Genomic DNA, 13,570 nt, shown 5'->3' with positions numbered 1-13,570 from the left:
TCATGGCTGACGACCGCATCCGGCCGCCGTGGTGGCTCAAGTACGTCAACAAGGTGATGATCGGGCTGAACAAGCTCGGTGTCGGCGGTGACAAGGGGCCGGTGGTGCTCACCGTACGGGGCCGCAAGACCGGGAAACCGCGGACGACGCCGGTCACCCCCATGACCGTCGACGGCCACCGCTACATCGTGGGTGGCCTGCCGAAGGGTGATTGGGCGGCCAACGCCCGGGCTGCAGGCGAGGCCACCGTGCACCAGGGCCGCAAAGAGCAGCGGGTACGCGTCGTGGAGATCCCGCCCGAGCAGGCCCGGCCGTTGTTGCGTCAGTTCCCGGTCCTGGTTCCGACCGGCGTGGGTTTCATGCGCAATGCGGGACTGGTGACCGGGCCCAATCCCGACGAGTTCGAGGCCCTGGCCGGACGCTGCCCGGTGTTCCGGCTGGACCCGATCTAAGCCACGCTCAGCTCAGGTGCGGGGCCTCCTTGATCTTGGAGTCCTGCTTGCCTGTCGTCTGACAGAAGGCCTGTACCGCCAAGCGGGTTCCGGTGATCTCCAGCTGCGCGGCGTCGGTGCCCTTCTCATCCTTGAGCATCTTGGCCACCGCATCGTTCTGCGTCTTCTCGTCCTGCCCGATGAAGTCCTTGCACTTGGTGTCGCCACCGGTCACCTCAGGTGTGCACCCCACGAGCACCACGCCCGCGGCCAAACCCGACATCAACACACTCGCCAGCTTCTTCATCGTGGCCTCTCTCCTCTGGTGGCGCGCGGTACGCGCCATCGCGCCAGGTTTGGTACCCCGCGACGGTACCTGTGAAACGTCGCGTCGCACTCGCTCTACAGTCGAGCACGTGAGTGCAGACAACCCGTTCGACCCGACAGCCTGGGAGCCGGTGCCCGGTTTCGACGATCTGACCGACATCACCTACCACCGCCACGTCGCCGACGGCAGCCGGCAGCCCACGGTGCGGGTCGCGTTCGACCGGCCCGAGGTGCGCAACGCCTTCCGGCCGCACACCGTCGACGAGCTGTACCGCGTCCTCGACCACGCCCGGATGTCACCCGATGTCGGCGTGGTGTTGCTGACCGGCAACGGCCCGTCGCAAAAAGACGGCGGCTGGGCCTTCTGCTCCGGCGGCGACCAGCGCATCCGCGGGCGGTCCGGCTACCAGTACGCCGACGGCGAAACGGCCGAGACCGTCGACCCGGCGCGGGCCGGGCGGCTGCACATCCTCGAGGTGCAGCGGCTCATCCGGTTCATGCCGAAGGTGGTGATCTGCCTCGTCAACGGTTGGGCAGCCGGCGGCGGGCACAGCCTGCACGTCACCTGCGACCTGACCCTGGCCAGCCGTCAGCACGCCCGGTTCAAGCAGACCGATGCTGACGTCGGCAGCTTCGACGGCGGGTTCGGCAGCGCGTATCTGGCCCGCCAGACCGGACAGAAGTTCGCCCGCGAGATCTTTTTCCTGGGCCGCTCCTACGACGCCGAGACCATGTATCAGATGGGTGCGGTGAACGATGTCGTCGACCACGCCGAGCTCGAATCCGTCGGCTTGCAGTGGGCGGCCGAGATCAACGGCAAGTCGCCCCAGGCCATCCGGATGCTGAAGTTCTCGTTCAACCTGATCGACGACGGCCTGGTGGGCCAGCAGGTGTTCGCCGGGGAAGCCACCCGCTTGGCCTACATGACCGACGAAGCTGTCGAAGGCCGGGACGCCTTCCTGGAGAAGCGCGATCCGGACTGGAGCGGTTTCCCACGCTACTTCTGAGTGATTTGTGTGCGTTTACCGGCGGTCAGCGCCGGTAAACGCACACAAATCACTGGCTCAGAAACGAAAAACCGTCTGTCCGTGGGGCGACTTCGCGAATGCGAGCACCTTGGCCGGAGTGACTTCGTAGACGATCGCCGCCTCGCCCTGCGGATCGAAAACCTCGTCGTCGCAAGCGAAATCCCAGTCGTCGCCGTACTTGCTGCGGTAGGCGTCGGCCAGGGCGGTCAACCGCTGCAGGCCGGTCACCCGCGCCGCGGTGCCCTCGACGACGACGTCGAGGCCGGTGTTCCACGTATTGGATCCGGTCGTGACCACGACGGCTGCTCCGGCCTGCAGGTTGCGAGCCTTCTGTTCGGTGGGCCCGGTGCAGAACACGAACGCAACGTCGACCCACACCCCCACCAACGGGGTGACATGCGGGCGCCCGTCGCCGCGCACGGTCGTGAGCCAGTACAGCCCGGCACTTTCGAGCGCGGCCGTCGTGGCCGGCCAACTCGTCGCTTCGGTCGCTTCGCTGAATCGCTGGTCGAGCTTGCCGGTGATGGTCATAGCGGTACCGACTCCGCGGGAGCCGGCAAGTCATCGCGGCAGCGAGGCATGCGGGATATCGAGCAGAAACGTAGGCCACCTAAACTCAGCGCATGAGTAAGAACCCGCTGCGTCGGCTGTCTGAACAGTTGCTGCTGACCAGCATGCGCCCGCCGCTGACCGAACGACTGCAGGCGCGTGACGACATCGACGTCGCCGGCAAGCGGATCCTGCTGACCGGCGCCTCCTCAGGGATCGGTGAGGCCGCTGCCGAGAAGTTCGCCGCGAAGGGGGCCACCGTCATCGCGGTGGCCCGCCGTCAGGAACTTCTCGACGACCTCGTCGGGCGGATCTCCGCCAAGGGCGGCGACGCCCAAGCTCATGCCGTGGACCTGTCCGACCTCGACGCCATCGACAAGCTTGTCGCCACCATCGAACGCGACCTGGGCGGTGTCGACATCCTGATCAACAACGCCGGCCGATCGATCCGGCGCCCACTGGCCGAATCGCTGGATCGCTGGCACGACGTCGAGCGCACCATGACGCTCAACTACTACTCGCCGCTGCGGCTCATCCGCGGCCTGGCCCCGGGCATGCGCGAACGGGGCGACGGGCACATCATCAACGTCGCCACCTGGGGCGTGATGAATGAATCCTCACCGCTGTTCGCGGTGTACAACGCCTCCAAGGCCGCGCTCGCCGCGGTCAGCCGCGTCATCGAGACGGAATGGGCCTCTGTCGGCGTGCATTCCACGACGCTGTACTACCCGTTGGTGAAGACCCCGATGATCGCCCCGACCCGCGCCTACGACGGGCTGCCCGGGTTGTCGGCCGCCGAAGCCGCCGAGTGGATGCTGACCGCGGCGCGCACCCGGCCGGTGCAGATCGCACCGCGGATGGCGGTGACCGCCAAGGCCATCAACACCGTGGCGCCCGGACTTGTCGACGCCGTGATGAAACGGCAACGGGTCCAGCCGGTCTGACGTGTCGCATCGCCCCGAGCCCGGGTGCGGTGGTAGACAAGGGCTATGGAGATCCTGGCCAGCCGGATGTTGATCCGGCCGGTCGACTACCCGAAGTCGGTGGCGTTCTACCGTGACGGGATCGGTTTGGCCATCGCGCGTGAATACGGTGCAGGCACAGTCTTTTACGCGGGGCAGTCACTGATCGAGTTGGCCGGCCATCACAGCCCGACCGAATCCGGGAACTTCCCCGGAGCGCTGTGGCTGCAGGTGCGCGATGTGTATGCCACCCAGACCGAACTGGAAGGCCGTGGTGTGGCCATTGCCCGGGCCGCGACACAGGAGCCGTGGGGTCTGCACGAGCTTCATGTGACCGATCCCGACGGCATCACCCTGATTTTCGTGCAGGTTCCCGAAACTCATCCGCTGCGCCGGGACACCCGCGACTAGTTTCGAGCGCCGTTTTCCACACCCGGGTCGTTGATCGGCACAGACAGCAGCCCGGAGGTAGAAATCGGCGGCGCGACGGGATGCGATGGCATCACGATGCGCGTCAGCGCGTCGGCGCCGCCAGCGGCCAACCCACCGACGCCAGCCGCGAGGCGACCTGGTTGATCTCTTCTGGAGTGGGGTCCTTCTCGATGACGCTGCGCACCGCTACGCGGATGGCGTCATCCGTCACCGGGCTGTCGCCGTCGCTGGACCGCAGGATGTTGTGAGCGGCTTCGACCACCTCATCCTCGGTCAGTGTCCGCGTCAGCAACGCCAGCAGGGCGAACTGATCCTTGGGCGGAACCCCTTCGGGGTAGCCCGCACGCAACCAGCCCAACACATTGTCCAAGACGCTTGTCGACTCACCCATGGATACTCAGCTCACTTCTTGGGCAGGAACGGGAACAGGTCGATGCCGGTGTGGTGGATCATCGTGGTCCGGGTGATCCACGCGATGGCCACCAGGATCACCAAACTGACAAGGGCGAACAGCGCCAGCCCGACGAACTTCAGCACCGGGTTTGGAGCGTGGGTGGCGCCGTCGGCGGTTGTGCCGCCGGCCCCGTTGGAGTAGGCCACCAGTCCCGCGGCGAAGACCGCCGGCAGACCGGCACCCAGGATGAGGCCGACCACGAGCACTTTGAAGATGGATTCGAGATAAGTCATTGCGATTCCTTGTGTTCGCTTGTGCGCGGGACGATCAGACGCTGGCTTTGTCGGCGCCGGGGTTCTTCTCGGCACTCGGTGCGCCGGGGTCGGTGGCCTCACGCACATCGGCGGGCACCACGGAGTTGGTGGAGTGGTCCCAATCGGCGTTGACGTTGCTGTGGTCAACCTTCTGCTGCTGGGCGCGCCACCACATGTATCCCGACAAGGCGACCAGAACCAGGAAGATCAGCCCGTCACCCGCGAGTGCCGAGGAGGTCAGCACCTCGACACCGTGGGACAGCCAGTACGCGAGCGCGCCCACGAGGCCCGCGGCGGGCAGCGTCACCAGCCAGGCAACTGCCATGCGGCCGGCCACCGCCCAGCGCACCTCGGCGCCGGGCTTGCCGACGCCGCTGCCCAGGATCGAACCGGTCGCCACGTGGGTGGTCGACAGGGCCATGCCGGCCGCGCTGGAGCTCAGGATGATCGCGGCCGACGATGCCTCGGCGGCCAGGCCTTGCGGGGACTCGATCTCGACCAGGCCCTTGCCCAGGGTGCGGATGACCCGCCAGCCGCCGATGTAGGTGCCCAGGCCGATGGCCAGCGCGCAGGAGGCGATGATCCAGAACGGCAGTCCGTCGTTCTTCACGTCGCCGCCGAGGTGGCCCGTGGTGATGAGGGCCAGCGCGATGACGCCCATGGTCTTCTGCGCATCGTTGGTTCCGTGCGACAGCGCGACCAGCGAAGCGGTGGCGATCTGTCCCCAGCGGAAGCCCGTCTCACGCCGCTTCTGCGCGACGTTGCGGGTGATGCGGTAGACGAGCCAGGTTCCGCAGCCGGCCACCAGGCATGCGATCACCGGGGCGGCCACCGCCGGGATGAGCACCTTCTGGCTGACGCCGGCCCAGTTCACCCCGGACAGGCCGATCGCCGCCAGGCCGGCACCGATCAGACCGCCGAAAAGTGCGTGCGAGGAACTCGACGGGATGCCGAACAGCCAAGTGAGCAAGTTCCAAAGAATGCCGCCGATCAAACCCGCGAAGATGATCGTCAGGCCCGTCGAGGCGTCGATCGAGGGGATCAGCGCCCCGGTCTTGGAGTCCTGGATCTTCAGCACCGAGCTGGTGACGGTGATCGCGACCTCGACCGACAGGAACGCACCCACCAGGTTCAGCACCCCGGCCAGCAACACCGCCGTCTTCGGCTTGAGAGCGCGGGTGGCGATCGAGGTGGCCATGGCATTGCCGGTGTCGTGAAAGCCGTTGGTGAAGTCAAAAGCCAGTGCCGTTGCTATCAACAGCACCAGGACGATCAGCTCAGCGCTCATGGCCGTAATTCTGTAGGACCGCAGGCGCTTTTGACCAGCCGGAAACACCTCGCTGAGCTGGGAATTCGGTTAGCCTGCGAATGAGTTCACCGAGTGTTCATCTGCCCACCCCGGATTGTTCGCCGGGGCGCTTTGCCGATTCCCGAGCGGCCGATACGTTCACTGCGAGCCAGAGTCGGCTGGCACAACTACCATCAATGCGGTCTTCCGGCTCAAACTCGAACGGCCGGAGGAACCTCGCTCGGGTGCATCAGGAGTAGGCACAGTGAACGCTTTTCTCGCGAAGATCGCGGCCTGGCTGAACGCCGGGTACCCCGAGGGGGTGCCCGGACCAGACCGGGTGCCGTTGTTGGCGCTGCTGACCCGGCGGCTGACCAACGACGAAGTCAAAGCCGTCGCACGGGATCTCATCGATCGCGGTGATTTCGATCACATCGACATCGGCGTGGTGATCACCCAGATCACCGACGAGCTGCCCCGCGCCGAGGACGTCGAGCGGGTGCGGCAACGACTCGCGGCCAAAGGGTGGCCGTTGGACGATCCGCGCGACGGCGAGGACGTCAACGACACCGGCAATGACGGTGGTGGCAGTGGCGGTGGCGATCCGAAAGAGCCTGGGGGCCCGGCATAGCCGTCCTGCGCCCCGTCACCGTCGGATCCGCGACGGACGCGTTGCTGAGGGTCCTCGATGACGTCCTGACCGGACGCGGGACGGCCATCCTGCCGGTCCCCGCCGACGACGAACGGGCACGCTCCCTGCTGACAACCACTTTGCGCGCCGGCGAGGAAATCGACGACGATGTTGCCCTGGTGATCTCGACCTCGGGTACCACCGGCAAACCCAAAGGCGCGTTGCTGACCGCGGCAGCGTTGCGATCCAGTGCCGAGTCCACCCACGCCCGATTGGGTGGCGACGGGCGGTGGCTGCTCGCCCTGCCCGCCTATCACATTGCAGGACTGCAGGTCCTGGTGCGCAGCACGCTGGCGGCCACCACGCCCGTCGCCGTCCCGCCTTCGTTCGACCCGAGCGAGTTGCCCTCTGCGGTGGCCGCTTTGGGCAGTGGACGCCGCTACGCCTCGCTGGTGGCGGTGCAGCTGGACAAGTCCTTGCAACACCCGGCCGCCGCGGATGCGCTGGCCGCACTCGATGCCGTGCTGATCGGCGGCGGGCCGATGCCTGCCGGTGTGGCCGAACGTGCGCAGGCGGCAGGGGTGAACGTGGTGCGCACCTACGGGATGAGCGAGACCGCGGGCGGCTGCGTGTACGACGGCGTGGCGCTGGATGGGGTGAAGGTGCGTATCGACAATGCCCGCATCGTGCTGGGTGGCCCGACCGTGGCCAAGGGGTATCGCAACCCGATCACCCCTGACCCGTTCGCCGAGCCCGGCTGGTTCCGCACCGACGACCTTGGCACCCTGGATGATTCGGGCACATTGCGAGTTCTGGGCCGGGTCGACGACGCGGTGAGCACCGGCGGTCTGACCGTGCTGCCGCAACTGGTCGAATCGGCTCTGGCCGGCCATCCGGCGATCGCCGAGTGCGCGGTGTTCGGCGTTCCCGACGAGCGGCTGGGCCAGCGAGTGGTGGCTGCACTGGTGCTGACCCCGGGTGCGGTGCCCCCCGGTGTGGCCGAACTGCGGACCCAGGTGGCACAGACCCTCGATGCCACGGCCGCACCACGTGAGCTGCACATCGTCGACGCCTTGCCCCGCCACGGCATCGGCAAGGTGGATCGCCGGGCGCTAATGGCGCGATTCGGTGCCTCATAAACCATTGGCCATCACAGGCATGATGGAGGCATGCGCCGAGAAGTGACCTCCGCGGATGAGCTGCGTGCCATCGTCGGGCAACCCACCGCCGCCGTCGCCAAGAAGGTGACTGCCCGACTGTCAGAAGCACAACAGGGCTGGCTCAAACAGTCGCCGCTGGGCTTCGTGGCGACCACCGATGCGCACGGCCGCGTCGACGTCTCTCCCAAGGGAGATCCTCCCGGCTTCGTCCAGATCATCGATGACACCACGATCGCGGTTCCCGAGCGGCCCGGCAACCGGCGGGTCGACGGTTTCCTCAACTTGCTGCAGCGCCCGCATGTCGGCACGGTCTTCGTCATCCCCGGCCGCGGCGACACCCTGCGGATCAACGGGACAGGCCGGATCCTTTCGGACGCAGATTATTTCGATGACATGGCAGTGGGCGGCAAGCGACCGATCCTGGCTCTGGAGATCGCCATCGAAGAGGTGTTCTTCCACTGCCCCAAGGCATTCCTGCGCTCTGACACGTGGAAGCCCGAGACCTGGAATCCGACGGCGGTGCCCTCGGTGGCGCAGATGGCAAAGGCCTTCAAACCCGACCAGAGCCAGGAGGAACTCGACGCGTATTACCGCGAGGACAACCTGCGCAAGATCCTCTACTGAACGTCCTCAACAGGTTTCACCAAAATCGCCCGCGTGTAGAGCAACTGGAAGCCCCAGCGCTGCACGTTGTGTTGGGACTTCGAGCCGGGCGCTGTCGTCACCACGGCGATCTCGCATCCGGCGTCTGCCGCCTCGGCCAGCCGCACCCCCAGGAGCGCGGCCTGCACGCCGCGGCGCCGGTAGGCCGGAGCCGTCGCCGCTCCCGCCAACTGGGCGACCCCATCGGCCAGGCGCATCATCGCCCCACCGGCTACCACTCCGTCACAGAACGCGATATACGGTGTCGCCCCGGCTTTTTCGATGTCGCGCTCGGCTCGCTCGATGATGTCGGCGGGGAACTGCTCGTGGCTGACGAGCCCCTCGCCGTCGGGATGCGCAAAGCCTTCGACCACCACTTTCACCCACACGTCGAGATCGTCGGCCCGGCGCACCTGTATGTCGGTCGCCGGCGCCTCCTCGATGCCGATCGGCCTGCCGAGCACGTTTTCGAACTCGACCAGCCGATAGCCTCGGCCGGACAACAGCGCGGCGATCTCGGGATCGGCCAGATTGGACAGCTCCACCCGGGTCGAGCCGCCCCTGGCCGCGAAGGCCCGTTCGATCTCCCCCAGAACGGCCTCGTCGGGCACACCGTCGAAGCCGAGGCCGACCACCTTGTTCATCGGCGACTCGGCTTCGGCGAAGCAGGCGAATCCACCGGTGACGGGTAGGACCAGCCCGTCGCCGCCGCGGTGCCCGGCAGCGTGCGTCGCCGCGGTGATCAGGTCGGCCTCGGCCTTCTCGATACGTCCGGCCAGATCGATACCGCAGAACAACTGATCCGAGCCCGCATCCGGGTCACCGTAAATAGTCACGTCGATATTGTGCCCGCACAGGCATTTCCGAAACGTCCCGCCATCGTGTCGGTCAGCGCGGCGGCCCAGCCGGCTCCCACGACTGCATCGCGGTGTCGAGCTCATCGGCATCGAGCGCCTTCACCGGAATGGGCGATTGACCGGCGTGGTAACGCATGCCATCCAGCAAGATGGCGACGTAGCGACGCCACAGTTCGCCGTCGACATTGCCGGCGTATTCACTGACCGTGCCGGCCAGAAGCCCGAAGATCGGCATGTCCGTGGACGACAGCTCCGGGCGGAGGTACCCGTCTCCCTGGGCTCGCTCGACCAGTTTGGTCAGCGCCGGGACGAGTTGCTCCTGGCAGGCCTTGACCCGGTCGCACCCATAGGCCTTGCTGAACGCGATTTCCCGCAGTCCACGGTCAGTCGCCGTGACCTCACACATCTTCTCGACGTACCACGCGAACCCTTGCCATGAATCTTCTTGTCGCAGCGCGGATTCAGCCAGCGCGGTGAGCTGCTCCATACCGTCCACGAAGATCGCCCCGATCAGCTCCTCCTTCGTGGCGAACCGCCGGTACACCGTGCCCACCCCGACATTGGCGTAGCGCGCCACGTCGTTGAGCGTCGCTTCGAGACCTTTCTCGGCAAACAGCTCCCGCGCAGCGTCGAGCACTCGCTGTCGGTTGCGCTCTGCGTCCTTGCGCAGTGCGGGGCGTGTTTCCTCGGTCATATCTCTCAGTTCAAGTGAGCGGCGTCATAAGTGGATTGATCCTATCCACTTATTCCGATAACTTTACCCTTCGAAGTGCGTAGGCCGCCTGAAAGCAAGGTCGTCGCGAACGCATCGAAACGTCGGGAGGCCCTACCAATGACAGCTGTCATCGACATGCCCGCCGCGGGCCTCCCCTCGGGACAGCCGCAATGCTGAAGGCCATCAGCCGAATATGGCTGCCCGTACTGATCGTCATCGCCATGGGGGCAGGCGTGCTGATCGTGATGAACGTCCGCAAGGTCTTCGGCGCACATCCGGTCATCATCACCGACACCACCTCGGACAACGCCGAGGACTTCAACCCCAAGTTCGTGAAGTACGAGATCTACGGCACAGGCAGCACTGCCGTCATCAACTACATGGACCTCGAAGGCAAGCCCCAGCGCACCGGAGAGGTGCCGCTGCCATGGACTTTGACACTGCAGACCACGTTGCCGTCGGTACAGCCCAACATCCTGGCGCAAGGCGACGGGAACAGCATCAGTTGCCGAGTCACCGTCGATGACAAGGTCAAAGAAGAGAGAACGGCTACTGGATTGAACGCGCAAACTTTCTGCTTTGTGAAGGCAGCATGAGCAGCCCGAAGGAAGAGACCCAGACCGACGACACCCCGACCGACGCCATCGCCACGGGGCGCCACGCGGCACCTCCCCGTCCACCGATCCCGCGACTGATCCGGACGCTCGCCCTGCCGATCATCCTGGCGTGGATCGTGATCGTCGCACTGCTCAACACCGTCGTCCCGCAACTCGAGGTCGTCGGAAAGATGCGCGCGGTGTCGATGAGTCCCAACGACGCCCCGTCGATGATCGCGATCAAAGAGGTCGGCAAGAAGTTCCAGGAGTACGACACCAGCAGCTCGGTGATGGTGGTACTCGAAGGCGACAAGCCGCTGGGCCTCGAGGCGCACATCTTCTATGACCAGATGGTGCGTGAACTGCGCGACGACACCACCCACGTGCAGCATGTGCAGGACTTCTGGGGCGACACCCTGACCGCCAAGGGCGCGCAGAGCCGCGACGGCAAGGCCGCCTACGTGCAGGTCTACATCGCCGGCGACCAGGGCGAGACGCTCGCCAACGATTCCGTCGAGGCCGTACGCCGCATCGCCACCGAAACGCCCGCACCCGACGGCGTCAAGGCGTATGTAACGGGATCCGCGGCGTCGAGCACCGACCAGAACATCGTCGGCGACGAGAGCATGGAGCTGATCGAGCTCGTCACCTTCGGCGTCATCGCGGTGATGTTGCTCGGCGTCTACCGGTCGATCATCACCACGCTGATCGTGCTGGCAATGGTCGTACTCGAACTGTCCGGCGCCCGAGGAATGATCGCGCTCCTCGGTTACCACAACTTCTTCGGTCTCACGACGTTCGCGACCAACATGCTGGTGACCTTGGCCATCGCCGCGGCCACCGACTACGCGATCTTCCTGATAGGCCGATATCAGGAAGCCAGACGCAACGGCGATGACAAGGAAGCCGCCTACTACGACATGTTCCACGGCACGGCCCATGTCGTGCTCGCGTCGGGTCTGACCATCGCCGGCGCGACGTTCTGCCTGCACTTCACCCGCCTGCCGTACTTCCAGACCATGGGTATCCCACTGGCGATCGGAATGACCGTCGTGGTCGCCATGGCACTGACCTTGGGGCCGGCCGTCATCTCGGTGTTCAGCCGATTCGGCAAGATCCTCGAGCCCAAGCGGCATTCGAAGTCGCGCGGATGGCATCGGGTCGGCACCGCCACCGTCCGCTGGCCGGGCGCAATCCTCGTGTGCGCCATCGTGGCAGCGTTGGTGGGCCTGCTCGCCCTGCCCGGCTATCACACCACTTACAACGACCGCATCTTCCTGCCCAAGGACGTCGGTACGAACATCGGCTACGACGCCGCGTTCCGGCACTTCTCGCAGGCCAAGATGAACCCGGACCTGATGATGATCGAGTCCGATCGAGATCTGCGGAACCCGGCCGATTTCCTGGTGATCGACAAGATCGCCAAAGCGCTCAAGGGGGTGCACGGTATCGCCCAGGTGCAGACCATCACCCGCCCCGACGGCGAGCCGATCAAGCACTCCACGATCCCGTACACGCTGGGCCAGAGCGGCACGACCCAGCTGATGAACAACGACTACCTGCAGAGCAATCTGGACAACATTCTCAAACAGGCCAACGATCTGCAGACCAGCATCGACTCGATGACCGAGATGATGAGCATCCAGACCGAACTGGCCGCGGTGTCGCAAAGCATGGCCGACAAGATGAAGAAGACGTCCGGCGACATGTCCGAAGTACGGGACCACCTGGCGGATTTCGACGATTTCTTCCGGCCGATCCGCAACTACTTCTACTGGGAACCGCACTGCTTCGACATCCCGGTCTGCTGGTCCATGCGGTCGATCTTCGAAAGCCTGGACGGCATCAACACGATGTCCGACGACTTCCAGGAACTGGTTCCGGAGATGCAGCGCATGGCCGACCTGATGCCGCGGATGGTGGCCGTGTTGCCGGCGCAGATCCAGACCATGAAGAACCAGAAGCAGATCCTGCTGAACCAGTACCAGGTGCAGAAGGCCCAACAGGACCAGACGATGGCGATGCAGAACACCGCCACCGCCATGAGCGAAGCGTTCGATACGGCCAAGAACGACGACTCGTTCTACCTGCCACCGGAAGCCTTCGGGACCGAGGACTTCCAGCGCGGCCTCAAGCTGTTCATGTCGCCCGATGGACATGCAGTGCGGTTCACCATCATTCACCAGGGTGATCCACTGACCCCGGAAGGCACCGCACGCATCGCACCGCTCAAGGTCGCGGCAGCCGACGCGATCAAGGGGACACCGCTCGAGGGATCCAAGATCTACCTCGGCGGCAGCTCGGCGACATTCGCCGACATGCAGCAAGGCGCCGACTACGACCTGATCATCGTCGCCGCGGCGGCACTGATCCTGATCTTCATCATCATGTTGGTGCTCACCCGGGCCGTGGTGGCCTCTGCGGTGATCGTCGGCACGGTGGTGCTGAGTCTCGCCTCGGCCTTCGGGCTGTCGGTACTGCTGTGGCAACACATCGTGGGAATCCCACTGCACTGGATGGTGATGCCGATGTCGGTGATCGTCCTGCTGGCCGTGGGCGCGGACTACAACCTGCTGCTCGTCTCACGAATAAAGGAGGAGATCCACGCCGGGCTCAAGACCGGAATCATCCGGGCCATGGTCGGCACCGGTGCCGTGGTCACCTCCGCCGGCTTGGTCTTCGCCTTCACCATGGCCTCGATGGCGGTCAGCAGTTTGATCGTTATCGGTCAGGTCGGAACGACAATCGGCCTAGGCTTGCTGTTCGACACCCTTGTGGTCCGGTCGTTGATGACACCGTCCATCGCCACGCTGCTCGGACGCTGGTTCTGGTGGCCTCAGCGGGTCCGTCAACGTCCGTTGCCGCAACCGTGGCCGAAGCCCGTTCAACGAGATCCAGAGGAGGCCCTGGCCTGATGAAACGCCTGATCATTGCCCTGTCGATCTGCGCCGCAACCGGTCTGGCCGTCTCAGCGCCGGCCTATGCCGACCCGGACACCGATTTCGCCAATGAGCTGCACACATTCGGTATCTACGGGCAGCGTGACTACAACGCCTGGATCGCCAAGATCATGTGCAAGCGGTTGCACAACGGGGTCGATCACACCGCCCAGGACTCGGTCGGTTTCGTGAAGAAGCAACTGGCCAAGGACAGCACCGACGCCCAGGCCTGGCAGTTCACCGGCACCGCCATCAATTACTACTGCGTCGATCAGCGCGGCGTTTACGAGCAGGCCGCGCACTAA

17 protein-coding genes are annotated in these 13,570 nt (G+C 65.3%); 10 read left to right on the top strand and 7 right to left on the bottom strand.

Going from position 1 to position 13,570, the window contains the following annotated elements; translation table 11 throughout:
• The first annotated feature begins 2 nt into the window (after positions 1 to 2).
• On the top strand, positions 3 to 452 hold the full coding sequence (locus tag ACZYZF_RS08855) for a nitroreductase family deazaflavin-dependent oxidoreductase (RefSeq protein WP_463835330.1): 450 nt from the start codon (positions 3 to 5) through the stop codon (positions 450 to 452).
• 7 nt (positions 453 to 459) lie between these two features.
• Here ACZYZF_RS08855 and ACZYZF_RS08850 read toward each other — a convergent pair whose 3' ends face one another.
• Positions 460 to 738, bottom strand: a complete 279-nt coding sequence (locus ACZYZF_RS08850; RefSeq protein WP_463835328.1) for a hypothetical protein — start codon at positions 736 to 738, stop codon at positions 460 to 462.
• A gap of 109 nt (positions 739 to 847) precedes the next feature.
• On the opposite strand from ACZYZF_RS08850, the gene ACZYZF_RS08845 reads away from it, so the two are divergent.
• Positions 848 to 1,765 (top strand): 1,4-dihydroxy-2-naphthoyl-CoA synthase, encoded by a 918-nt coding sequence (locus ACZYZF_RS08845; RefSeq protein WP_463835326.1) that lies wholly within the window; start codon positions 848 to 850, stop codon positions 1,763 to 1,765.
• A 57-nt stretch (positions 1,766 to 1,822) separates the two neighbouring features.
• On the opposite strand, the gene ACZYZF_RS08840 is transcribed toward ACZYZF_RS08845, so the two are convergent.
• A complete protein-coding gene (locus tag ACZYZF_RS08840) occupies positions 1,823 to 2,317 on the bottom strand; it encodes a pyridoxamine 5'-phosphate oxidase family protein (protein ID WP_463835324.1) in 495 nt (164 codons plus the stop codon).
• Between the two features lie 92 nt (positions 2,318 to 2,409).
• On the opposite strand from ACZYZF_RS08840, the gene ACZYZF_RS08835 reads away from it, so the two are divergent.
• Positions 2,410 to 3,279, top strand: coding sequence for an SDR family oxidoreductase (locus ACZYZF_RS08835; RefSeq protein WP_463745230.1), 870 nt, complete (start codon positions 2,410 to 2,412; stop codon positions 3,277 to 3,279).
• 45 nt (positions 3,280 to 3,324) lie between these two features.
• On the top strand, positions 3,325 to 3,708 hold the full coding sequence (locus tag ACZYZF_RS08830) for a VOC family protein (RefSeq protein ID WP_463745231.1): 384 nt from the start codon (positions 3,325 to 3,327) through the stop codon (positions 3,706 to 3,708).
• A 103-nt stretch (positions 3,709 to 3,811) separates the two neighbouring features.
• On the opposite strand, the gene ACZYZF_RS08825 is transcribed toward ACZYZF_RS08830, so the two are convergent.
• Genes ACZYZF_RS08825 through ACZYZF_RS08815 form a run of 3 tightly spaced genes read right to left on the bottom strand, consistent with a single transcriptional unit; the run spans position 3,812 to position 5,725 of the window.
• A complete protein-coding gene (locus ACZYZF_RS08825) occupies positions 3,812 to 4,120 on the bottom strand; it encodes a DUF3349 domain-containing protein (RefSeq protein ID WP_463745232.1) in 309 nt (102 codons plus the stop codon).
• Positions 4,121 to 4,131: 11 nt separating this feature from the next.
• Positions 4,132 to 4,416: a hypothetical protein gene (locus ACZYZF_RS08820; protein ID WP_029110994.1), complete on the bottom strand. Its 285-nt coding sequence runs from the start codon at positions 4,414 to 4,416 to the stop codon at positions 4,132 to 4,134.
• A gap of 34 nt (positions 4,417 to 4,450) precedes the next feature.
• Positions 4,451 to 5,725 carry an anion permease gene (locus tag ACZYZF_RS08815; protein WP_463835322.1) on the bottom strand — a complete coding sequence of 425 codons (1,275 nt, stop codon included), beginning with the start codon at positions 5,723 to 5,725 and terminating at the stop codon, positions 4,451 to 4,453.
• 265 nt (positions 5,726 to 5,990) lie between these two features.
• Between ACZYZF_RS08815 and ACZYZF_RS08810 the strand changes: the two genes are divergently transcribed.
• Genes ACZYZF_RS08810 through ACZYZF_RS08800 form a run of 3 tightly spaced genes read left to right on the top strand, consistent with a single transcriptional unit; the run spans position 5,991 to position 8,140 of the window.
• Positions 5,991 to 6,356, top strand: coding sequence for a DUF3349 domain-containing protein (locus ACZYZF_RS08810; protein WP_463745234.1), 366 nt, complete (start codon positions 5,991 to 5,993; stop codon positions 6,354 to 6,356).
• Between the two features lie 41 nt (positions 6,357 to 6,397).
• On the top strand, positions 6,398 to 7,495 hold the full coding sequence (gene menE, locus ACZYZF_RS08805; protein ID WP_463835321.1) for an o-succinylbenzoate--CoA ligase: 1,098 nt from the start codon (positions 6,398 to 6,400) through the stop codon (positions 7,493 to 7,495).
• 30 nt (positions 7,496 to 7,525) lie between these two features.
• Entirely contained in the window at positions 7,526 to 8,140 is a 615-nt protein-coding gene (locus ACZYZF_RS08800; RefSeq protein WP_463835320.1) for a pyridoxamine 5'-phosphate oxidase family protein, read from the top strand.
• Here ACZYZF_RS08800 and ACZYZF_RS08795 read toward each other — a convergent pair.
• Both ACZYZF_RS08795 and ACZYZF_RS08790 read right to left on the bottom strand, forming a co-directional pair.
• A complete protein-coding gene (locus ACZYZF_RS08795; protein ID WP_463835318.1) occupies positions 8,134 to 8,994 on the bottom strand; it encodes a GNAT family N-acetyltransferase in 861 nt (286 codons plus the stop codon). The genes ACZYZF_RS08800 and ACZYZF_RS08795 overlap by 7 nt on opposite strands.
• 52 nt (positions 8,995 to 9,046) lie before the next feature.
• Positions 9,047 to 9,709, bottom strand: a complete 663-nt coding sequence (locus ACZYZF_RS08790) for a TetR/AcrR family transcriptional regulator (RefSeq protein WP_463835316.1) — start codon at positions 9,707 to 9,709, stop codon at positions 9,047 to 9,049.
• Positions 9,710 to 9,900: 191 nt separating this feature from the next.
• On the opposite strand from ACZYZF_RS08790, the gene ACZYZF_RS08785 reads away from it, so the two are divergent.
• The 3 genes from ACZYZF_RS08785 to ACZYZF_RS08775 are packed head-to-tail and all read left to right on the top strand — an operon-like array spanning position 9,901 to position 13,570.
• Positions 9,901 to 10,326 (top strand): MmpS family transport accessory protein, encoded by a 426-nt coding sequence (locus ACZYZF_RS08785; RefSeq protein ID WP_463745239.1) that lies wholly within the window; start codon positions 9,901 to 9,903, stop codon positions 10,324 to 10,326.
• Positions 10,323 to 13,241, top strand: coding sequence for an MMPL/RND family transporter (locus tag ACZYZF_RS08780; protein WP_463745240.1), 2,919 nt, complete (start codon positions 10,323 to 10,325; stop codon positions 13,239 to 13,241). Before ACZYZF_RS08785 ends, ACZYZF_RS08780 begins: the two co-directional genes overlap by 4 nt.
• Complete coding sequence (locus ACZYZF_RS08775; protein ID WP_463745241.1) at positions 13,241 to 13,570, top strand: DUF732 domain-containing protein; 330 nt, start codon at positions 13,241 to 13,243, stop codon at positions 13,568 to 13,570. The genes ACZYZF_RS08780 and ACZYZF_RS08775 overlap by 1 nt, the downstream gene beginning before the upstream one ends.

Source organism: Mycobacterium sp. IDUB_24 (assembly GCF_055419385.1).
This window is presented reverse-complemented; position numbering and strand designations above follow the sequence as displayed.